Origin of the sequence: Paraburkholderia sp. Cpub6, assembly GCF_014201065.1 — a bacterium.
GTDB classification, from domain to species: Bacteria; Pseudomonadota; Gammaproteobacteria; order Burkholderiales; family Burkholderiaceae; genus Paraburkholderia; species Paraburkholderia tuberum.
The window spans coordinates 132917-153545 of the sequence record NZ_JACHDM010000006.1; the positions used below are offsets into that span (position 1 = coordinate 132917).

Genomic DNA, 20629 nt, shown 5'->3' on the forward strand with positions numbered 1-20629 from the left:
TCCTGCTCAGCTCTTGTGATGCTCGTCGCGATTGCCGCCGCCCTGGTGCTGCTCGGCATGTTGCGGTTGCGGATGGGGTTGCGGACGTGGCTGCTGCACCTGCTGGGGCCGCGGTTCGGGGCGTGGCTGCTGCATCTGCGGACGCGGCTCGGGCCGGGCTTGCGGCATCGGCTGTGGACGCGGTTCGAAATGCGGCTGCTGCGCCTGCTGGAACTGCGGTTCGGGCCGAGGGGCTTGCGGCATCGGCTGCGGACGCGGTTCGACACGCCGCTGTTGCGCCTGCTGCATTTGTGGTTCGGGACGCGGTTGCTGCGGCGGGACGGCGCGCGGCGCCTGTTGCGTCACAGGCGGATGCCAGTTTGGCACACGCGCCTGTTGCTGCGCGGCCGGGTTGTCCGGCGGATGGGGCACACCGGACTGTTGCGCGAAGCTCGGCTGTTGCGGGCCGCCTGGTTGCGCCATGCCCGGTGCCTGCTGCGCCATCGGGGTACGCGGCTGCGTCCATGCCGGCTGAGACCTGCCGACCGCGCCCCATTCCTGCGGCGCGCCGCGCTGCCGTGCGTACGCCGCCGCGTTGGCTGAATTCCCGCCGGCTGCTTGCGGCGGCCGCGGCACACCATTCGACGGATGGCCCATATTGCCCGCGAGCCCACTCTCGCCAGGCTGCGGTGGACGCGGCTTGCCGACCGTCTGCGGCGGCATGCCCTGACGCGCTTGCGGCGCTTCGCCATGCGGCCCCACGACGCCGGCTTCGCCGGGCCGCTGGCCAGCCTGCTCGACGCCATGCGGGCCGTTACCGCCCATTGCGCCGGGGGCGCCAGGCGCGCCAGGCGCACCCGCCGCCATCCCCGGCGGACGTCCCGGCACATGCGATTGCACGACCCGCACGTTCGCCATCGGCAGCGCGCTCGGTGCGCCGGTCATATGCGCCGGCACCGCGGTGCGCACGACCGGCTGGCCGCCGCCGGGCACCCGACCGCCGCTTTGCGCGAAGCGCTGCGCGAGCTCGTCGTGATAAGCGGCCGGCATGACGGGATTGCGAGTCGCGACGACCGGCCGGCCGACGACGCTCGCCGGTGGCCGGTAGTTCGCGCGCCGCAGATCCGACCCGAAGCTTTCGCGCACCGGCGCGATCCCCGGTGCGCCCGGGTTGATCCGCGCGTTGCGCCACTGCGCCGGATCGACCTTCTGCGAAAAGCGTCGGACTGGCTGACCGTGCACGAACGCTGTCGCCGGCACGGCTGTCACACCGCCCGGCACGCGATAGTTCACGTATGTGTTGTGGATGTTCACGTTGCGGCGGTAGTCGTTGACGATCGTCGTGCGGTTCACGCGGTTGTAGTACCCAGCGCTCCAGCGGTCGTGACCGCCCCAATGCGGATGCCACCGCTCGCCCGGCCCGAGCGGAAACCACGCGACGCCCGCCGCGACGACGCCGCCGACCGCCAGGTTCACACCCCAGTCGACACCGCCGTCGTCGTCGCCGACGAATGCGACGAGTGCCGGCGCATAGACCGGCGCCGCGTCCGCTTCGAGCGGACCTGGCACCCAGGCCCACGTGCCGTCGACCTCGGCCCAGCGCCCGTAGTGGTACGGCGCGAAGCCCCAAGGTTGGTCGTCGACCCAGGTCCAGCCCCACGGCGCCTGCCAGACCCAGTGGCCGTCGTGATACGGCGCCCAGCCGGCCGGCGCCGCGTTCGGCACCCACACTTCGCCGTACTGCGGCGTCTCGCGCCATGTGCCGTTGGCATCGAGGTCCTCGTAGCCGGGGATGTCGCGCGACACGTAGCGCGCCGACAGCGAGCGGTCTTCGGTGGCGTCGCGGCTGGCGGCCCACTGGTCGAGCTCGTCGACAGCGGGCGCGCGGTTGTCGGCGAGCTGCTGCAGGCTGGTGCCGGCAAAGCGGATCTGCTGACCCGCCGCGACCGGCACCTGGCCGCCGTCGCCGTACGCGATCGCGCTGCCGCTGCGCACGGTGACGGTCGTGCTGCTGCCGTCCGGCGCGACGTCGACGCGGTAGTCGCCGGGACCATTTACGCCGAGCGCAAGGTTCGGCGTGTCGATTTCATACGACGAGCCCGGCGCGAGCTCGCGCACGCGCGTCGATAGCGTGCCTTGCGCGACTTTCAGTTGCGCGGTCGTGTCGTCGAGATTGAGCACGTCGAGGCTCGTGTTCTGGCCGAGGCGCACCGCGGTCGAGCCGATGTGCAGCTCGGAGCGTGCGTTCTGGTCGTTCCATAGCTGGTCGCCGGTCGTCAGCGGCCGGTTGATCTGCGCGTACGACCAGTCGGTCGCGCCGGCGGGCTCGGTGGTCACGGCGCCGGCCGTGTAGTTCAGACGCGCGATGCGCCCCGGCGGATCGCCGCCCGACGGATCGCCGCCCGACGGATCGCCGCCCGGCCCGACGGCCGCCGCGGCTTGTGGCGCGGGTGTCGCTTGCTGCGCCAGGGCGCTCTGCGCCGCGAGCGCGACGGCGGCCGCGATCAGCGTATAGCCGCTCATCCGGCGTCGGATCCCGGCATGCTGCACGGGCTGCTTGGCGTGTGTCATGACTGATCTCCGACGGACGTGGCAATGGGCCGGGTCCGTTAAGTCACTGTACTTGCCGCCTATGTTTCAAGAGTCGCTCATTTGTAAGGTGGATTCACTGGCGTGTAACAAAAGGTCTCGCGGCGTCGCGCCGCCGGCAGATGAATGGTCTATCCGGCCAGAAACGCATCGAATTGTTGATGGCCGGCCGGCGTGACGCGCAGCACGCGCGGCCGCTCGGTCCGCTCGACCCAGCCCTGCGCCGACCACGCATCGAGCAACGCCGCGCCGAGCGCGCCGCCCAGATGCGGTCGGCGCATGCTCCAGTCGAGGCAGGTGCAAGCGAAGCGCCGCCGTCGGGTCTTCTGCGCGGCCATGTCGATGCCCCAGTCGGCGAAGCGGGCGACGCCCTGCGCGGTCGCTTCGAGCGATGCGCCGTCTTGCGTCAGCAGTCCGCGCTCGAGCATGCGCTCGAACATGCGCACCGACAGCTCGCCTGCCATGTGGTCGTAACAGGTGCGCGCATAGCGCATTTCTAGTGGCACGGTGCGTGCCGGACGCGGCACGCAGCGCTGTGGCGCGCTGACCTGCGCGACGTTGGCGAGTGCTTCGATCGATGCGGCGATGTCCGCCGACGCGATACGGAAATAGCGATGCCGGCCGCGCACTTCGAGCGCGAGCAGCCCGCCGTCGGTGAGCCGTCCGAGATGGGCGCTGGCCGCCGATGGCGACAGCCCCGCGATCATCGTCAGTTCGCCGGCTGGGCGGGCGCTGCCGTCCATTAGCGCCCACAGCATCGCGGCGCGGCCGGGATCGGCGAGTAGCGCGCCGATGCGGCTCAGGCCGGGGAAGTGGTTCTGGTCGTCTAAGAGGGGGGCGGTCATGGCGCGTCTCCTGAATGGGCGGCACAGGGCAGCGCGGTCCAATCGCAAAGCCCGCCGCCACGATTCCTACTCTACGCCCATCGGGTATTCGATGTTTCAGCTTCGCGTGAACAATCAATGCGACGGACGTGTCCGGCTCGGTCCGCGTTTGCGCGTCGTCGCGAGCCACCAGGCTAGAATCGAAGCCTGTCCTTGCAGGAAATCGATGTGATGAAAACTCTTCTCGCCGTCGCCGCGGCGGTTCTGCTGTCCAGCGCCTGCGCGGGGGGCGGAGCCGGCTCGGGGTCGGCCGGCAGCGGCAGCATCAACATGTACGGCACCGTCGACACAGGGATCAGCGTCCACAACTAGGCCCACCCTCGGCCCATCGGCGCGCTTCGCGCCGCGTCCCCAATCGACGCCGCGCCGCGCGCAATATTGCGCTCGTATAATCGCCTCCTTTCAATGCATCCGATTGACCGGAGTCAAGATGAGCACTGTTCCCACCGCACCGCTGGACCGTTCGGAAACCACCTTCCGCTTTCTCGCCGAGCCGACCTCGGTCAACTTCGGCGGCAAGGTGCATGGCGGCGCGCTGATGAAGTGGATCGACGAAACCGCCTACGCATGCGCGGCGGTATGGTCTGGGCGCTATTGCGTGACGGTCAGCGTCGGCAATATCCGTTTCCGTCGGCCGATCCTCGTCGGCAATCTGGTCGAGCTGCGCGCGCGCGTCGTCGCGACGGGCCGCACCAGCATGCACATCCACGTGTCGGTGCACGCGGGCGACCCGAAGGGCGGCGAACTGCTGCAGACCACCGACTGTCTCGTCGTCATGGTCGCCGTCAACGAGAACGGCCATCCGGTGCCGGTGCCCGCCTTCGTGCCAGAGACCGAGGAGCAGAAACGCCTCGCCAGGTACGCGATGGACGTGAAGGAAGCGCTCGACGCGATCGTCGAGCTGAAGCCGGAAGAAGTCGCGCAGGGAAAGATCTAGGCGCGCATCATTCTGCGGTGCGTCCGACCATATCCTTCGGTCGCACCCACTCGTCGAACTGCTGCTCGGTGACATAGCCGAGCGCCAGCGCCGACGCCTTCAGCGTCGTGCCTTCCTTGTGCGCCTTCTTCGCGATCTGCGCGGCCTTGTCGTAGCCGATGTGCGGATTGAGCGCCGTCACCAGCATCAGCGATTCGTTGAGCAAGGTATCGATGCGCTCGTGATTCGGCTCGATGCCGGCCGCGCAGTTGTCGTTGAAGCTGTGCGCGCCGTCGGCGAGCAGGCGCACCGACTGCAGCACGTTGTGCGCGATCATCGGACGGAACACGTTGAGCTCGAAGTTGCCGCTCGCGCCGCCGATGTTCACGGCGACGTCGTTGCCGAACACCTGCGCGCACAGCATCGTCAACGCTTCGGACTGGGTCGGATTGACCTTGCCCGGCATGATCGAGCTGCCCGGCTCGTTTTCGGGGATCGACAGCTCGCCGAGACCGCAGCGTGGGCCGCTCGCGAGCCAGCGGATGTCGTTGGCGATCTTGTTCAGGCTCGCGGCCACCGTCTTGAGCGCGCCGTGCGCGAATACCAGCGCGTCGGCGGCTGCCATCACCTCGAACTTGTTCCGCGCCGACACGAACGGCAGACCGGTCAGCTTGCCGATCGCGGCGGCGACGCCGTCGGCGAACTTCGGGTGCGCGTTCAGTCCCGTGCCGACCGCGGTGCCGCCCTGCGCAAGCTCGTACAGATGCGGCAACGCCGACTCGACGTGCCGGATGCCGTGCTCGAGCTGCGCGACATAGCCCGAGAATTCCTGGCCGAGCGTGAGCGGCGTCGCGTCCTGCAGGTGCGTGCGGCCGATCTTGACGACGTCGGTGAACGCTTTCGCCTTGCCGTCGAGCGTGTCGCGCAACGTCTTCAGCGCGGGCAGCAGATGCTTGACGATGGCATCCGCGGCAGCCACGTGCATCGCGGTCGGAAACACGTCGTTCGACGACTGCCCGCGATTCACGTCATCGTTCGGATGCACCTTGCGCGCTTCGCCGCGCTCGCCGCCGAGCAGTTCGCTCGCGCGGTTGGCGATCACCTCGTTCAGGTTCATGTTGGTCTGCGTGCCCGAGCCGGTCTGCCAGACCGCCAGCGGAAATTCGTCCGGATGTTTGCCGTCGATGATCTCGTCGGCCGCCTGCATGATCGCGCGGGCCTTCTGCTCGTCGAGCACACCGAGGCCGAGGTTGACCTCGGCGGCCGCGCGCTTGATCACCGCGAGCGCGGTGATCAGCTCGGGCGACTGCTTTTCCGTCGAAATCTTGAAGTTCTGCAGCGAGCGCTGCGTCTGCGCGCCCCACAGGCGGGCGTTCGGCACCGCGATTTCGCCGAACGTGTCGCGCTCCATCCGTACGTCTTCAGTCATGGTTGACTCCGCTTCTCAAAGTTCCGAGTTGACAGGCAATAACGAGAATAGACCCGTTAGCGCATTCCGGTAAAAACCGGCCTGCGGATCGAAAATGTAGGTGCGTGTCTGGCCGTTCTCGACGTTGGTCCAGACGAGCGGCGACAGGGGCGCGCCGATCGAGCGCAGATAGGCGAGCTGGGCCGCGTCGGCGAGCGTCACGTGGTAGCTGTGATCGGGCTGGATGGCACGCTCGAAGATGCCGGCGACCTGATTCGCGAGTTCGGGGCTGTGGATCACGAGTGCGAGCTCGGTGTTCAGATTGGCCGAGCGCGGGTCGAGGTTCATCGAGCCGATGACGAGAATCTGGTGGTCGATCACATAAGTCTTCGCATGCAAACTCGCGCGCGAACGCGAGCCGACCAGCCCCACGTTCGGCGTGTCCTGGAATGACCTGAATTCGTACAGTTCGACGCCTGCCTTTAGCAGCGGCACCCGGAACGGACTGTAGCCGGCCTGCACGGCGACCGCGTCGGTAGCCGCGAGCGAGTTGGTCAGCACTGCGATGCGGATGCCGCGGCGCGTGAGCTCGCCGGCCGCCTGCACGCCCGACGCGTGCGGCACGAAGTAGGGCGACACGATCAGGAAGTCGTGCTGCGCGTCGCGCATCAGTTCGCGCAGCCGCGCGAGCGGCGGGCTCACGTAGTCCGGCGACGGATGTGCGATCTTCTCCGGCAGGTCCGCCCTGAATTCCGCACCCGCCCACGTGAGGCCGAGCTGCTCGCTCGTAATCTGCGCGGCGAGCGGCGTCGCGTTCAGCGGTTTCGCGTTGTACGGATCGGCATGGGTGCGCCAGTGGTGGCGCAGGTCGTCGCGCGTCTGGTCGAGTTCTTTCTGGTCGAATTTCTGCTTGTTCAGCGCACGCAGCGGATAGGCGAGGTCGCTGTTCCAGTAGTCGTCGAAACTCGCTGAGACGTCGGCGACGATCGGGCCGGCCGCGAGCACGTCCATGTCGCGGAACTGCAGCGTTTCGCTGGCGCTGAAGTACTCGTCGCCAAGATTGCGCCCGCCGACGATCGCGAGCTGGTTGTCCGCGATCATCGCCTTGTTGTGCATGCGGCGCGTGAAGTGGCCGATCTGCGTGAATACGTTCGTGGTGCGCTCGAACATGCCTTGCTGGGCGCTGCCGAACGGATTGAAGACGCGAATCTCGATGTTGTCGTGCGAGTTCAGCCCCGCCATGATGCGGTCGATGTCCTTGAAGTTCAGATCGTCGACCAGCATGCGCACGCGCACGCCGTGATCGGCCGCATACAGCGCGGCGCCGAGCAGCAGCTTGCCGGTGGTGTCCTCGTTGGCAATGTAGTACTGCATGTCGAGGGTTCTGGTCGCCGCGCGCGCGAGCGCGATGCGCATCTGCAGCGCGTCGGTGCCGTTCGCCAGCACGCGAAAGCCCGACTGCTCCGGATGCTTCGCCTCGAACGGCGCGAGCGCTTCGCACAGCGGCGTATCCGCGGTGGCGGGGAGTGCGTGCGTGAGTTGGCGGTCGAACGCGGTGGCGGGCGGCTTCGTCGCGCAGGCGGTCACCAATGCCGCCGCGCAACAGAGCAGGAAAAATTGCCTCGTCGTGCTGACTATCGAGTGGCGGCGCGCGGCCCGCCGATGTTGTTCGAATTGGCCCTGCACGCTGTTTTCCCCTTGTTTTGCAAGCTTTTCGCGTGGCGACAGCGAAGGCCTGCGCACGCTGTCGAGAAAACCATTCTAAGGGAATTGGGGCGCGTGTTCGTCGTTCGTCTGCAAACGCAGCAGAGTGCCGCGCGTCGGTCGGGAGGGCGCCGCGGTTCGGTGATCCATCACCCGATGCGAACCGCGGCGCGCCGCCGCTCTATCAGACGCGCCCGCCGTGCAGCGCGCGCTCGCCGTCGGGATGGGTCGAGCCTTTCGCCGGGCGAGCCGCCCACACTCCGGCGAGCAGCGAGCCCGACAGGTTGTGCCAGACCGAGAACAGCGCACCCGGCAGCGCGGCGAGCGGCGTGAAGTAGAGCTTGCCGAGCGTCGCGGCGAGACCGGAGTTCTGCATGCCCACTTCGATCGCGAGCGTACGGCAGACGGCTTCGTCGAAACCGAGCAGACGGCCGCCCCAGTAGCCGCCGAGCAGGCCGATGCCGTTGTGCAGGATGACGCCGACCATCACGACGAGGCCCACCGACGCGATGCTCTTCTGCGTGCCGCCCACCACCGCGCCGATGATCAGCACGATCGCGACCATCGACACGAGCGGCAGGATCGGTTCGATCTTGCGCACGAGCTTGCCGAACAGATGATTGACGACGAGACCGACGACGATCGGCAGCGCGACTATCTGCAGGATGCTCATCAGCATGCCGTGCACGTCGACGACGATCGACGCGTCGACGTAAAGGCGCGTGAGCAGCGGGGTCGCGAACACGCCGACGAGCGTCGACAGCGCGCTGATCGTCACCGACAGCGCGACGTCGCCGCGCGCGAGATAAATCATCACGTTCGACGCGGTGCCGCTGGCGACGCTGCCGACCAGCACCATGCCGGCGGTCAGGTCGGGCGGCATGCGCAGCGCCCTGGCGATGACCCACGCGGCGAGCGGCATCACGAGGTAGTGCAGCACGATGCCGGCGATCACCGGCGCGGGCCGCGAAAACACGCGCAGAAAATCGCCGGCCGACAGCGTGACGCCCATCGCCAGCATGATGATCGTGAGGAGCGTGGTGACGTGCGGCGCAACGCCGGAAAACGAGGCCGGCGAGAAGTACGCGGCGACCGAGACGAGCACGGCCCAGAGCGGGAACAGGCGGGTGACGCGGGCAAGCATGGCGGGTGGTCCTTGGTTATGTTGTATCGCGGGAAAGCGGGGCTGCGGCGCGGCCGGGTGTCGGCTGGCGTTGCGGCGTTTGCTGCGCCAAAGCGGGTGAAGCGGCTACGGCCAAGCGCCGTGGCGAAAGCGCGGCAAAAACGGGCGGCCAATTGAAGCCGCACGCGACGCGGGCGATGGTGAGCGCGCGAGCGGCGCCAGTCCGGCGCCTGCCTTCGTGAGGCGCGCCGTCGTGCGGTTCGTGGCGCTTGAGCGCGGGTTGGCGCTCGCGTGCCGCGGCGGCCATTTTACCTTTTGCAGGGAGTGCTTCAGGAGTGGGGCTTGCCGCTACTTCGCTCGAGCCGAGCGCGCGGGCGGCGTGGCCGATGCCGCCGTCGGCGCCTGCCGCCGGCTTAGCCTGTGAAAACGCAGCGTCATCAGTAGCGCGACGCTCGCGAGACCTGCGGCGAGCCCCCACCACAAGCCGCGCGCGCCGAGGCCGGCGTGAAACGCGAGCAGATAGCCGGTCGGAAAACCGATCACCCAGTAGCCGAACGCGGCGGCGATCATCGGCACGCGCGTGTCCTTCAGGCCGCGCAGACAACCGGAGCCCACCGCCTGCATCCCGTCGACGATCTGGAAAATCGCCGCCACGCCGAGCAGCGAACTGGCGAGCGCGATGGTCGGCGCATTGGCCGGGTCGTCCAGATGCAGATACAGACCGACGATCCAGTGCGGCGCGGTGATCAGCACGAGGCCCGACATCGACATGAAGCCGACGCCGAGGGCGAGCGCGACGAAGCCCGCGTGGCGCGCGGCGAGCGGCTGACCGGCGCCGGCCCAGTAGCCGACCCGCACGTTGGCCGCCTGGCCGATCGACAGCGGCACCATGAACGCGACCGACGCGACGTTCAGCGCGATCTGATGCGCGGCCAGTTGCGATTCGCCGAGCAGGCCGACCATCAGGCCAGTGGCGAGGAACAGCGTCGACTCGACGCCGTAGGTGATCGCGACCGGCCAGCCGATGCCGAACAATTCGCCCATCAACGGCAGCTTCGGCCGCGTCGCGACGACGAAACGGCGGAAGCGCGGCCGCAGATGCAGCAGCGCCATCAGCACGAGCGCGGTCAGCCACACGGTGATCGTGGTCGCGGCCGCCGAGCCGAGAAAACCCAGCCGCGGCAGCCCGTACGCGCCGTGGATGAGCCCGTAGTTCAGGAAGCCGTTCACGCCGACGCTCGCGATCGACACCCACAACAGGCGCCGTGCCGCGCCGATCGCCGGCAGAAACGAGCGCATCAGGCCGACGCCGATCAGGCTCGCGGGTGCGCCCCAGCGCAACACCGCCGCGTATCGGCCGACGTTGTGCGCGAGCAGGCCCGGTTCGCCGACCGCGAGCAGGATCCTCGACGCGAACGACAGCAGGATGAACGCCGGCACCGACAGCAGCACCGACAGCACGAAACCGGTCCAGTAAATATGCGGCACCCGGCCGTCGTCCTGCGCGCCGCGCGCGTGCGCGACGCTGACGCTGACCGAGGTCAGCACGCCCTGCAGCAGCGTGACGACGACAAAAAAGAGGTTCGCGCCGAGGCCGCCGGCGGCGAGCGCATCGGGGCCGAGCGAGCCGAGCAGGATCGTGTCGGTGACGCTCATCGCCATTTGCGACAGTTGCGCGATCGCGAGCGGCGCGGCGAGCCGCGCGGTGTCGGCCGCGTGGCGGGATAGGGTCGGCGGCCGGCTGGCCGCGCGGGCGAAGCTGGGTTGAGTCATCGAATGCCTGACGGCGAAAAGTGGCAGCGGTGGCAACAGCGGTGGTAACAGCGAAAGGCGGGCGCGAGCGGCGCCGCATTGCATCTCGCCGCGCGCTCCGACCGGCGTTGGAGCGGCCGGGCAGCGGACGGGAAAAAACCGCGACGCGGCACCGAGCCGATCAGCCGACTCCTCGCCCGTGGCGCGGTCCGTCGCGCGGTCCGTCCTTTACCTGTCGAAACCGACAGCTTATTGCCTCCCTCGGCCGCTGTCGATGGACGACGCACGTTTCTGGTGCGTGCCGTCCTGCGATTTTCCGGACTGCCGTCAGCCTTCGTGGACCGCGATCCGCGTATCGCCGAGCAGCACGACCTGGCCCGCGCGGATCTTGCAGGTCTTACGCGTCTCGACCCGGCCATCGACCATCACGGCGCCGTCGGCGACCATCATTTTCGCGGAGCCGCCACTATCCGCGAGGCCCGTGATCTTCAGCAGATTGTGGAGTTCGACGTATTCGCCGGTCAGCGTGAAATTGAGGTTGGGCATGGCGTTTGCACCTTTGGGCACGGGGTCGCGTTGGGGTTCGCATCATAAAGCAAGCGCACCCGGAGCGGCGGCGCGGCCATCCAGCGAGCCCTTCGCGCAAGCAAATGAAAGTAGATGTTATTCAGTTGTCGGAAAGTGAAACGTTCCGTAACGCTGGTCGCAACGGACGGATTTCACTCCTAGAGTGCAGTTCAGCAACAAAGCCCGCTGGCTTCCGGGATCGCTCCCCGGCCGCCCATCCAGCGACGCACAGACCGGACGAGGCGCGCGCGACGTTCCGTCATCACGACGCCAGAGAGTCCGCCCGTGTCACAACAACTCCAGAGAGGATAGCCATGACCCAGATTCGTTCGCTCCTGATCGGTACCGCCCTCACTGCTTTTGCCGCGACGGCCGCCGTTGCGCAGACCGCGCAACCGGCAGCAGGCATCGGCGCTCAGGCGCAGATCCAGAGCCAGGGCGCCGCCGGCATGGCGCCGCCGTCCGCGGCTGGCGCCCAGCGCATGCAGGTGCCGCCTTCGACGCAAGGCATGCAGCAAGTCCCGGGCGCACCCGCCGCGCAAGGCGTCGAGGCGCCGCCGCCGGCCCGTTTGACGGCTTCGGGCTCCACCGACCCGCTCGTGCAGAAGCGCGACGCCGACGCGAAGGCCAACGCCGAGTATCGCGCGGCCAGGAAGTCCTCGAAAGCGGAATTGAAGGCGGAGCAGAAGGCCGCGAAGGACCAGTACAAGGAGCAGGTGCGCGGCGCGAAGCTGAACCAGAAGGCGGACAAACAGACCGCCAATAACGAAATGAAGATGAACATGGAAGGGCAGGCTGCCGCGCAGGGCGATGGCGCGGACGTCAAGCACTAAGCCCTGCTGGATGCCGCGGCGCGTGGGTCTGCGAGGCGCGCGCGCCGCGGGTGTCGGTCGCTTGACCGACCCGGCCGCGGCAGCCCCCACGCATGCGGACAAAAGAGCCGCGAAAGCACAGGTGAAGGCCGACAAGAAAGCAGCGCTCGCCCAGGCGAAAGCGGACAAGACCACAGCCGACGCGCAGGCCGACGCCGACAAGGCCAGCGCTGCTGCCAACGTGAAGGACGCAAAGAAACAGTAGTTCGCGGCATAGACCGGCGGATAGGCGCCCGAAAAAAGGGGCGCTTGTCGCATGAGGTTGTATGGATATACAGTGTGCGTCGCATCCTGAAAATCCATCCAACCCGCGAAACCGATCAGTGTCCACCGTCGCCGAATCCGCTCCGTCGTTCGATACCGCCGCCTGGCTAGCGAAGCTCAACGACGCCCAACGCGAAGCCGTCGAATACGGGACCGACACGCCGGACGCGCTGCCCGGCGCGCTGCTCGTGATCGCGGGCGCCGGCTCCGGCAAGACCAACACGCTCGCGCACCGTGTCGCCAATCTGGTGGTGAAGGGTGCCGATCCGCAGCGCATCCTGCTGTTGACCTTCTCGCGCCGCGCGGCGCTCGAAATGACCCGCCGCGTGACCCGCATCGCGGGCGCCGCGGCCGCTACCGTCGGCCCACGCGCCGCGCTCGCGCAAGGGCTCACGTGGGCGGGTACCTTCCATAGTGTCGGCGCGCGGCTGTTGCGCGAATACGCGGATCTGATCGGCCTCGCGCCCGCGTTCACGATCAACGACCGCGAAGACTCCGCCGACCTGATGAATCTCGTGCGCCACGAGCTTGGACTGTCCGCGAAGGAGCGGCGGTTTCCGGCGAAGGGCACCTGCTTCGCGATCTACTCGCGTGTCGTCAACACCGGCGCATCGCTCGGCCAGGTATTGGACCGCGCGTTTCCGTGGTGTCGCGAGTGGGAGGACGATCTGCGCCGGCTGTTCGCCGCATACGTCGACGCCAAACAGAAGCAGAGCGTGCTCGACTACGACGATCTGCTGCTCTACTGGTCGCACATGGCCGCCGAGCCCAGCATCGCGGCCGATCTGTCGGCGCGTTTCGATCATGTTCTGGTCGACGAATACCAGGACACCAACCGCCTGCAGGCGTCGATCCTGCTCGCGATGAAGCCGGACGGCCGTGGCCTGACCGTGGTCGGCGACGACGCGCAGTCGATCTATTCGTTTCGCGGCGCGACGGTGCGCAATATCCTCGACTTTCCCACGCAGTTCGAGCCGCCCGCCAGGCAGGTCACGCTCGAGCGCAACTATCGCTCGACCGAGCCGATTCTCGCCGCGTCGAACGCGGTGATCGAACTCGCGAGCGAGCGCTACACCAAGAATCTGTGGACCGACAAGGCGTCGGCGCAGCGCCCGCGCCTCGTCACGGTCGCCGACGATGCCGCGCAAGCTCGCTACGTCGTCGAGCAGGTGCTCGAGGCGCGCGAGCAGGGCGTGAAGCTGAAGTCGCAGGCGGTACTGTTTCGCGCCGCGCATCACAGCGCCGCGCTCGAGATCGAGCTCACGCGCCGCAACATTCCATTCGTCAAGTTCGGCGGGCTCAAATTTCTCGACTCGGTGCATGTGAAGGACGTGCTCGCAGTGCTGCGCTGGGCCGAGAATCCGCGCGATCGCGTCGCCGGCTTTCGCGTCGTGCAGCTGCTGCCGGGCGTCGGCCCGGCCACCGCGGCGAAGGTGCTCGACGACATCGTCGCGCGCGCGGACGGCGGCGATCCGGTCGCGACCGCGGGCGGTGTGCTGGCCGCGTTTGCGGCGCCCGCGCGCACGCAGGAAGACTGGCATCCGTTCGTCAAGCTGATGTCGAGCGTGTACGGCCGGCAAACGCCGTGGCCCGCCGAGTTCGAGATGGTGCGGCGCTGGTACGAGCCGCATCTGGAGCGCAACCACGAGGACGCCGCGATCCGTCACGCGGACCTGCTGCAGATGGAAAGCATCGCGGGTACGTATCCGTCGCGTGAACGCTTCCTGACCGAGTTGACGCTCGATCCGCCCGACGCGACCAGCGACGAATCCGGCGTACCGCTGATCGACGAGGACTACCTGATCCTGTCGACGATCCATTCGGCGAAGGGTCAGGAGTGGCGCAACGTGTTCGTGCTGAACGGCGTCGACGGCTGCATTCCTTCCGATCTCGGCACCGGCAGCGACGAGGAAATCGACGAGGAGCGGCGCCTGCTCTACGTGGCGATGACGCGCGCGAAGGAAGACCTGCACATCGTCGTGCCGCAGCGCTTTTACGTGCACAACCAGACGCATCTGGGCGACCGCCATGTGTGGGCGTCGCGCACGCGCTTCATCGCCACGCCGATGCTGCCGCTGTTCGACGCCTATGCATGGCCGCGCATTGCGGTGGCGAGCGCGCCGAGCGCGGCTGGGCTCGCCGCGGCCGCGCAGGCGAAGATCGAGATCGCGGCGAAGCTCAGGAAGTTGTGGGATTGAGCGGTTAGCACCGCGAGTTGGGATCGACGCGCGGGCAGGGGGCGCGTTTATCCGACAAAGGGACGTGCGCCGCGCGGGTCAGTGGAAGCTCAGCGCGACTGCCGCTGCTGTTGCTGCGCGACCGGAGGCGGCGGCACGAAGAAATTGCGCAGCCATGCCGCGAGCCGCGAGAACACGTCGTATGGCTCCTCTACGAAAATCTCCGGCTTCAAGAGCCGCAGATACTCCATGATCTGCTGCGCTTCCTGCTTCTGGAACGTGCCGTGCGAGATGCCTAGCCGCAACAGCCCACGCAGTTCGCCGAGCTTCTCGCGCGCGGTGCTGCCCACGCTCGTCTCGCACGCGATCTTCGCCTCGTAGACGCGCTGGCGCAGCGATTCGACGAGCCGCCATGCCGGCGTCTGCATCACTTCCTCGAGTGCCTGAATGTCCTGCACGGTGCTCTTGATCTGCGAAGCGAGGGGGTCGACCAGCGTCGCGTCGCCTTCCGCTTCCTTGACGATTGCGGCGGCCCAGTCGCGGCATTGCTTGGTGAGCTCCTCGGGCGTCCATTCCGAGCGCGCCGCGAAACCGAAGCCGAACTCGCCCGCCTGCCGCATCAGGATCGACACGACGTCCGGGAATTCCTTGTCGAGCGTGCGTTTGGCCCACGCGTACTGGCCGCCTTGCAGCATCCGCTGTACCGCGTGCTCGGTGAGCGGCACCATGTTGTCGAGCAGCTTGGCGCGTAAGAAATCCTCGAACGACGGCGTCGCGAACTGCGGATCGAGCTTCAGCGAGACCCGTAAAAAGGCCTCGAAGTCCTTGCGCAGCGACGCGACGGTCTCGTCCTTGAGCTTCAGGGTGATTTGACCCATGTGTTATCCCGTTTAATGCGGCCGCGCGCGGCGCGCCGTCGCAAGATCGCCCGGCCGCTTGCGCACCGAGGCGACGCGACGCCGGTTGCCGACGCGCTTGATTCCAGCCTGTTGCCGCGTAACCAGCGGGACGACTCCCGATGAGCGGACCTCGACTGCATATCGGCGGGGTAGCGGGAAACTTGAGGGCGGCCCGGCGACGCGCGGACGCTTTGGAGGGAAGCTTCGGGCACTGGCCCGCTTGGGAGTCGCTTGAACGGGAGTGCGCGGCCCGCGACGCGGCGAGGTGTCGACGGACCGCTGATGAGTCGATGAGCGTAGAGACAGGGCGCGCTTACTTCAGCACCACGCACTGCCAGGCGAAGAACACGCCTAGACCGACTGCGATCGTCAGCAGCGGCCGGCGCGTCAGCGCGCTAACGACGATCGCGGCGAGCGCGCCGACCAGCTGCGGATTGCGCCAGCTCAGCTCGGCGTTGTTGCCGTGCGGCGACACGGCCATCGGGACGATGATCGCGGTCAGCACGGTGACCGGCACGAAGCTAAGCGCGGTGCGCAGAAGCGGCGGGAACACGAGCCGGTCGCCGAGCACGAACACGGCCGCGCGGATCAACCACGTAATCGCGGCCATGCCGACGATCAGAACGACGTAGTTCATCGCGTGGCCTCCACGGGACGGCGTGCGCCACGCAGGTTCAGGCGCGACATCGACAGCAGCACGCCGACCGCGACTCCCGCGAACACCGCGGCGAGCAGGCCGAGCTTATACGGCCACGCCTGCCAGAAAAACGCCAGCGTGCCGGCGGTGACGGCCGCCGCGATATAGCGCAGCGCGACCAGTTGCGGCACGACGATCGCAATGAACGTCGCAACCATCGCAAAGTCGAGACCGAGCGACTGCAGGCCGGGGAAGGCCGAGCCGAACAGCAGGCCGGCGACGGTCCATAGCTGCCAGTTCAGATACATCGCGACGCCGGCGCCGAAGAAGTAGTACGGGCCGACCGTGCCCGGCTCGCGATGCCGGTAGTGCTCCCACGCGACCGCGAAGACTTCGTCGGTGAGCAGCGCGCCGAGCGCCCAACGCCAGCGCTTCGGCAGATGCGCGACGTGCGGTGCGAGCGTCGCGCTATACAGCATGTGACGCAGATTGACGACGAGCGTGGTCGCCCAGATCACGGCGAAGCTCGCATGCCCGGCGATCAGGCCGAGCGCGATGAACTGCGCGGAGCCCGCGAAAACGACGAGCGACATCAACTGGCCGTGCCACAGATGCAGCGGGCTGGAGGTCACGAGCGTGCCGAAAATGACGCCGAACGGCGCGGCGCCGACCATCATCGGGATGATGTCGCGCGCGCCGGCGGCGAATTCTTTGAGATGGCCGCCCCGGGTGGGCTGGCCTTGGGTGGAATCGGTCAATCTAAGCCTCCTCGATGTCGGAAGCATAGCGGCTGACCGGCGTTCGGACTTGTACGTTCTTGCGGCGGGTTGCGGATGGGGTGCTACGGTGTAGCGGGGGGATGGCTGATGACGGGCTGACGGATTGCGGCGGCACGCTCACGGCGCGCGGTGCCGGCGCCGGCGGTGCCGCATCGCGTTACGAACCGCGCTGCGTTCCTTGCCATTGGCCCGGCGGCACGCCGAACATGCGCCGGAAATGCCGCGTGAAATGGCTCTGATCGGTGAAGCCGCTCGCGGCGGCGACGTCGGTCACCGGGACGCCGGCGCGCAACGGCGCGAGCGCGCGCTGCAGGCGCACCTGATTGCGCCACGCGTGGGGCGGCAGGCCGGTCGATTGGGTGAATAGCCGCGCCGCGTGGAACGGCGACAGACCCGCTGCCTTCGCGACCTCGGCGAGCGTCACCGGTTCGACGAGGTCGCCGGTCAGACGCTCCTGCATCAGTGCGACGCGAGTGTCGTCGGTGGCGACGCAAGCGGTGGCGGGGCGCGTCCGCGCATAGCGGACCAGCAACGTGGACAGCGCGTCGAGCATCGCGGTTTCGGCGGCGAGCGCGTCGTCGCCGGCTTCGAGCAGACGGTGGGCGTGCGCGAGCCGCGTCGCGAGATCGGAATCGCGGATCACGCCGGGCGCGAACCACGGTAAGGCCTGCGGCTTGCCGGCGACTTCGTCGGCCAGCGCGCAGAGGAACCCGACCGGCGCATACATCACGCGATACCGCCAGCCCGCCTCGACCGCCTTCGACCCCGTATGCAACTCGCCCGGGTTGATGACCGGCACGCTGCCCGCTTCGGCGACATGGTGCTCGCCGCTATACCGATAGCATTCCGCACCCGCGACGATCACCGGGATCGTGTAGGCGTCGTGCCAGTGCGGCGCGAACTCGTGATCGTGATATTCGGCGGTGAGCAGATCCGCGCCGGGCAGTAGCGGCGTGCGCCAGTAGCGGGCGGAATCGCGGAAACGAGGGGTGGCGGTCATGACGAAAGTCTGGCTGGACCGGTCAGTTTAACGCGTCGTTGTCGGGGACGGCGGCGGGTGTGCAGCGCCGCGCTGCGTGCCGCTGGTGCCGTCAATTGCCGGTACTTGTCCTGACTTGCCCTTACTTGACCGGAATCGTCGTGCCAGTGGGCATCGGCACGGCGCTCACGCTGTTTTTCGCGCTGCCGCTGACGACGCGGTCGCTGTAGGTCAGATAGACCAGTGCGTTGCGCTTCGTGTCGACCACGCGCACCACGTGCAGCGACTTGAAGATCAGCGACATGCTGACCGAGAACACGTCGTCCTTCTGCTTGACGGGGCCGGTGAAATGCAACTCCCCGACCTGGCGGCACGCGATCGACGCCTCGGTCGGATCTTCGGCGATGCCGAGCGTGCCTTTGATGCCGCCCGTCCGCGCCCGCGACACGTAGCAGGTGACGCCTTGCACGATGGGATCGTCATAGGCCTCCACGACCACGCGGTCGGAGCCGGTAACGTGAAAATTCGTATTGACGCTGGCGATTTCTTCGCCGCGCGCCGAAGAAAGCAGCAGGGTGCCGGCGGCCGCGAGCGCGATGCGTAGCGAGGTGGATTTCATGAGCGTGCCGGTTGAGTGTCTGGAGTGGGCCAGCGCCAGAGCGGGGCGAAACGTGCGCCGTGAAGTCGCCATCGTATAACGGCGCGCGGCGCGCGTGAGGCTGTCCATCGTGGCACAAAAACAAAAAGGCCCGCATGGATGCGGGCCTTTCAAATTTTTTGGCTCCTCGACCTGGGCTCGAACCAGGGACCTACGGATTAACAGTCCGGCGCTCTACCGACTGAGCTATCGAGGAACAGCAGTACAACTTGATCTACATAAAAAAACCCGTCTGATTAACGGGCTTTTGCAATTCTTGGCTCCTCGACCTGGGCTCGAACCAGGGACCTACGGATTAACAGTCCGGCGCTCTACCGACTGAGCTATCGAGGAACAGAACAACAACAGCAGAGAAGCGAAATTGTAGAGGCAGCTGAAACGTCTGTCAATACCTCGGCGTTCATCCTGATACTGAATCTGAACGGCCCCAAGGCAGGTGACAGGCGGCCGCGCTCAGCGCGTGAGCAGCGCGAGCTTTTCCTTCACATCCTTGAATTCCTCGGCTTCCGGCAGCGGTGCCTTGGTCTTCGTGATGCTCGGCCACGCTTTCGCCAGGTCGGCGTTCAGCGCGATGAAGTCCTGCTGGTCGCCCGGCACGTCTTCTTCGGCATAGATGGCGTTCACCGGGCACTCGGCCACGCACACAGCGCAGTCGATGCATTCATCGGGATCGATCGCGAGGAAGTTGGGACCTTCGCGAAAGCAGTCCACCGGGCACACATCGACGCAGTCGGTATAGCGGCACTTGATGCAGCTTTCGGTCACAACGTGAGTCATTCAGGCAGCTCCTGCATGCGGAATCGGGGAGGGCGCGGACGCCAAAAGAGTTATTGTAACGTAACGTCAACGGGCGCATAAAGCATCGGGCCGTGCGTCTTATATGTTTTTGTGATTAGTTTATGGGGTGCCGCGAGCGGCCGCGCAATGGCGGCGAAGGCCCGGTGGCACGCTGGATGCGGACGCATTCGGGTAACATGCATCAGGTTGGCGCGCCGCTCGGCTCAGCGCGTCCGTTGCAAGGGTGCAGTGAGCCCTTTTCGTTTTTTCAGCGGTCCAGTTCGTACCATCATGATTATTACTTCGCTGCTCGATACCGATCTGTACAAGTTCACGATGATGCAGGTGGTGTTGCATCACTTCCCCGCCGCCAACGTGGAGTACCGCTTCCGCTGCCGCACGCCGAACGTCGATCTGGTGCCGTACATCGACGAGATTCGCGACGAAGTGCGCAAGCTCTGCGAACTGCGTTTCACCGACGACGAACTCGACTACCTGCGCCGCATGCGCTTCATCAAGGGCGACTTCATCGAGTTCCTCGCGTTGTTCCATCTGAACGAGAAGTACATTTCGATCACGCCGTCGCCGAAGGGCAATGGCGAGATCGACATCGACATCAAGGGGCCGTGGCTGCATACGATCCTCTTCGAAATTCCGGTGCTCGCGATCGTCAACGAAGTCTATTTCCGCAACACCCAGCAAACGCCCGACTATCACGTAGGCCGTGGCCGTCTGCTCGACAAGATTCAACTGCTCGGCGCTCGTCCGGAGTTCGCCGACTGCAAGATCGCCGATTACGGCACGCGCCGCCGCTTCTCGAAGCAGTGGCACGAGGAAGTGATCCTCACGCTGAAGGACGGTCTCGGCGAGCAGTTCGCCGGCACGAGCAACGTCTTCTACGCGATGAAGCACAGCCTGACACCGCTCGGCACGATGGCGCACGAGTACCTGCAGGCTTGCCAGGCGCTCGGTCCGCGGCTGCGCGACTCGCAGATCTTCGGCTTCGAGATGTGGGCGAAGGAATATCGCGGCGACCTCGGGATCGCGCTCTCCGACGTGTACGGCATGCAGGCGTTCCTGCGCGACTTCGACATGTACTTCTGCAAGCTGTTCGACGGTGCTCGCCACGATTCCGGCGACCCATTCGACTGGGGCGAGCGCCTGCTCAAACACTACGAGGCGAATCGTTGCGACCCGCGCACCAAGGTCCTCGTGTTCTCCGACGCGCTCGACATCCCGAAGGTGCTGCAGCTATACGAGCGCTTCCGCGGCCGCTGCAAGCTAGCGTTCGGCGTGGGCACCAATCTGACCAACGACCTCGGCTACAACCCGCTGCAGATCGTGATCAAGATGGTTCGTTGCAACGGTCAGCCGGTCGCGAAATTGTCGGACTCGCCGGGCAAGAACATGTGCGAGGACAAGGCGTATCTCGCGTATCTGCGCCAGGTGTTCGGCATCGCGCAGCCGGAAGAAGAGGCGGCCAGGTAGCGCGCTTTGCGGACTGCTTTTCGGTTCATCGCCTGATCATGATCTGCTCGCGTTCGGGGGCACGGCGAACCGTGTCGCCGCGCTATCGACTGGCGGCAATATGCCGTTCGGCCAGGGTGTTCGCGCGGAGCGCGGCCGGTATAATCCTCGCCATATCGCACGGCCGTCGACACGAGG

Annotated in this window: 19 protein-coding genes and 2 tRNA genes; 6 read left to right on the forward strand and 15 right to left on the reverse strand. The window is 66.8% G+C overall.

All coding sequences use genetic code 11. From position 1 onward, the window contains the following. Positions 1-6: 6 nt before the first annotated feature. Together HDG33_RS13515 and HDG33_RS13520 are read right to left on the reverse strand one after the other, a co-directional pair. Complete coding sequence (locus HDG33_RS13515; RefSeq protein ID WP_184027855.1) at positions 7-2550, reverse strand: DUF6600 domain-containing protein; 2544 nt, start codon at positions 2548-2550, stop codon at positions 7-9. 149 nt (positions 2551-2699) lie between these two features. Then, entirely contained in the window at positions 2700-3413 is a 714-nt protein-coding gene (locus tag HDG33_RS13520) for a helix-turn-helix transcriptional regulator (protein ID WP_184027858.1), read from the reverse strand. Between the two features lie 210 nt (positions 3414-3623). On the opposite strand from HDG33_RS13520, the gene HDG33_RS13525 reads away from it, so the two are divergent. Both HDG33_RS13525 and HDG33_RS13530 read left to right on the forward strand, forming a co-directional pair. Next, positions 3624-3764, forward strand: a complete 141-nt coding sequence (locus tag HDG33_RS13525; protein WP_167368602.1) for a hypothetical protein — start codon at positions 3624-3626, stop codon at positions 3762-3764. A 118-nt stretch (positions 3765-3882) separates the two neighbouring features. Then, positions 3883-4389 carry an acyl-CoA thioesterase gene (locus HDG33_RS13530; RefSeq protein WP_184027861.1) on the forward strand — a complete coding sequence of 169 codons (507 nt, stop codon included), beginning with the start codon at positions 3883-3885 and terminating at the stop codon, positions 4387-4389. 7 nt (positions 4390-4396) lie between these two features. Here the strand turns inward: HDG33_RS13530 and fumC are convergent, their stop codons facing one another. From fumC to HDG33_RS13555, 5 genes are all read right to left on the reverse strand, one after another. Further along, on the reverse strand, positions 4397-5797 hold the full coding sequence (fumC, locus tag HDG33_RS13535; RefSeq protein WP_184027864.1) for a class II fumarate hydratase: 1401 nt from the start codon (positions 5795-5797) through the stop codon (positions 4397-4399). 15 nt (positions 5798-5812) lie between these two features. Further along, positions 5813-7414 carry a phospholipase D family protein gene (locus HDG33_RS13540; RefSeq protein ID WP_184028746.1) on the reverse strand — a complete coding sequence of 534 codons (1602 nt, stop codon included), beginning with the start codon at positions 7412-7414 and terminating at the stop codon, positions 5813-5815. 250 nt (positions 7415-7664) lie between these two features. Then, entirely contained in the window at positions 7665-8624 is a 960-nt protein-coding gene (locus HDG33_RS13545; RefSeq protein WP_184027869.1) for a bile acid:sodium symporter family protein, read from the reverse strand. A 327-nt stretch (positions 8625-8951) separates the two neighbouring features. Further along, entirely contained in the window at positions 8952-10376 is a 1425-nt protein-coding gene (locus HDG33_RS13550; protein ID WP_184027872.1) for an MATE family efflux transporter, read from the reverse strand. A gap of 306 nt (positions 10377-10682) precedes the next feature. Beyond that, on the reverse strand, positions 10683-10901 hold the full coding sequence (locus HDG33_RS13555) for an RNA-binding S4 domain-containing protein (RefSeq protein ID WP_013090085.1): 219 nt from the start codon (positions 10899-10901) through the stop codon (positions 10683-10685). Between the two features lie 335 nt (positions 10902-11236). On the opposite strand from HDG33_RS13555, the gene HDG33_RS13560 reads away from it, so the two are divergent. The 3 genes from HDG33_RS13560 (at position 11237) to HDG33_RS13570 (ending at position 14256) form a co-directional block, all read left to right on the forward strand. After that, positions 11237-11755: a hypothetical protein gene (locus HDG33_RS13560; RefSeq protein ID WP_184027875.1), complete on the forward strand. Its 519-nt coding sequence runs from the start codon at positions 11237-11239 to the stop codon at positions 11753-11755. Between the two features lie 10 nt (positions 11756-11765). Next, positions 11766-11999 carry a hypothetical protein gene (locus tag HDG33_RS13565; RefSeq protein ID WP_409259011.1) on the forward strand — a complete coding sequence of 78 codons (234 nt, stop codon included), beginning with the start codon at positions 11766-11768 and terminating at the stop codon, positions 11997-11999. A gap of 61 nt (positions 12000-12060) precedes the next feature. Then, positions 12061-14256: an ATP-dependent helicase gene (locus HDG33_RS13570; protein WP_184027879.1), complete on the forward strand. Its 2196-nt coding sequence runs from the start codon at positions 12061-12063 to the stop codon at positions 14254-14256. Positions 14257-14345: 89 nt separating this feature from the next. Here the strand turns inward: HDG33_RS13570 and HDG33_RS13575 are convergent, their stop codons facing one another. From HDG33_RS13575 to fdxA, 8 genes are all read right to left on the reverse strand, one after another. Next, positions 14346-15113: a DUF4088 family protein gene (locus HDG33_RS13575; RefSeq protein ID WP_184027882.1), complete on the reverse strand. Its 768-nt coding sequence runs from the start codon at positions 15111-15113 to the stop codon at positions 14346-14348. A 334-nt stretch (positions 15114-15447) separates the two neighbouring features. Beyond that, positions 15448-15771, reverse strand: a complete 324-nt coding sequence (locus HDG33_RS13580; RefSeq protein ID WP_184027886.1) for an AzlD domain-containing protein — start codon at positions 15769-15771, stop codon at positions 15448-15450. Next, positions 15768-16529, reverse strand: coding sequence for an AzlC family ABC transporter permease (locus HDG33_RS13585; protein ID WP_184027890.1), 762 nt, complete (start codon positions 16527-16529; stop codon positions 15768-15770). Before HDG33_RS13585 ends, HDG33_RS13580 begins: the two co-directional genes overlap by 4 nt. A gap of 178 nt (positions 16530-16707) precedes the next feature. Beyond that, a complete protein-coding gene (locus HDG33_RS13590; protein ID WP_184027895.1) occupies positions 16708-17550 on the reverse strand; it encodes an AraC family transcriptional regulator in 843 nt (280 codons plus the stop codon). 121 nt (positions 17551-17671) lie between these two features. Next, positions 17672-18148: a CreA family protein gene (locus HDG33_RS13595; protein ID WP_184027898.1), complete on the reverse strand. Its 477-nt coding sequence runs from the start codon at positions 18146-18148 to the stop codon at positions 17672-17674. A 159-nt stretch (positions 18149-18307) separates the two neighbouring features. After that, positions 18308-18383: transfer RNA gene (locus HDG33_RS13600), tRNA-Asn, on the reverse strand. 61 nt (positions 18384-18444) lie between these two features. Then, positions 18445-18520, reverse strand: a tRNA-Asn gene (locus tag HDG33_RS13605). A 120-nt stretch (positions 18521-18640) separates the two neighbouring features. Further along, positions 18641-18964 (reverse strand): ferredoxin FdxA, encoded by a 324-nt coding sequence (fdxA, locus tag HDG33_RS13610; RefSeq protein ID WP_184027901.1) that lies wholly within the window; start codon positions 18962-18964, stop codon positions 18641-18643. Between the two features lie 291 nt (positions 18965-19255). Here fdxA and pncB point away from each other — a divergent pair, with 291 nt between their 5' ends. Then, positions 19256-20452 (forward strand): nicotinate phosphoribosyltransferase, encoded by a 1197-nt coding sequence (pncB, locus tag HDG33_RS13615; RefSeq protein ID WP_184027904.1) that lies wholly within the window; start codon positions 19256-19258, stop codon positions 20450-20452. Positions 20453-20629: the final 177 nt, after the last annotated feature.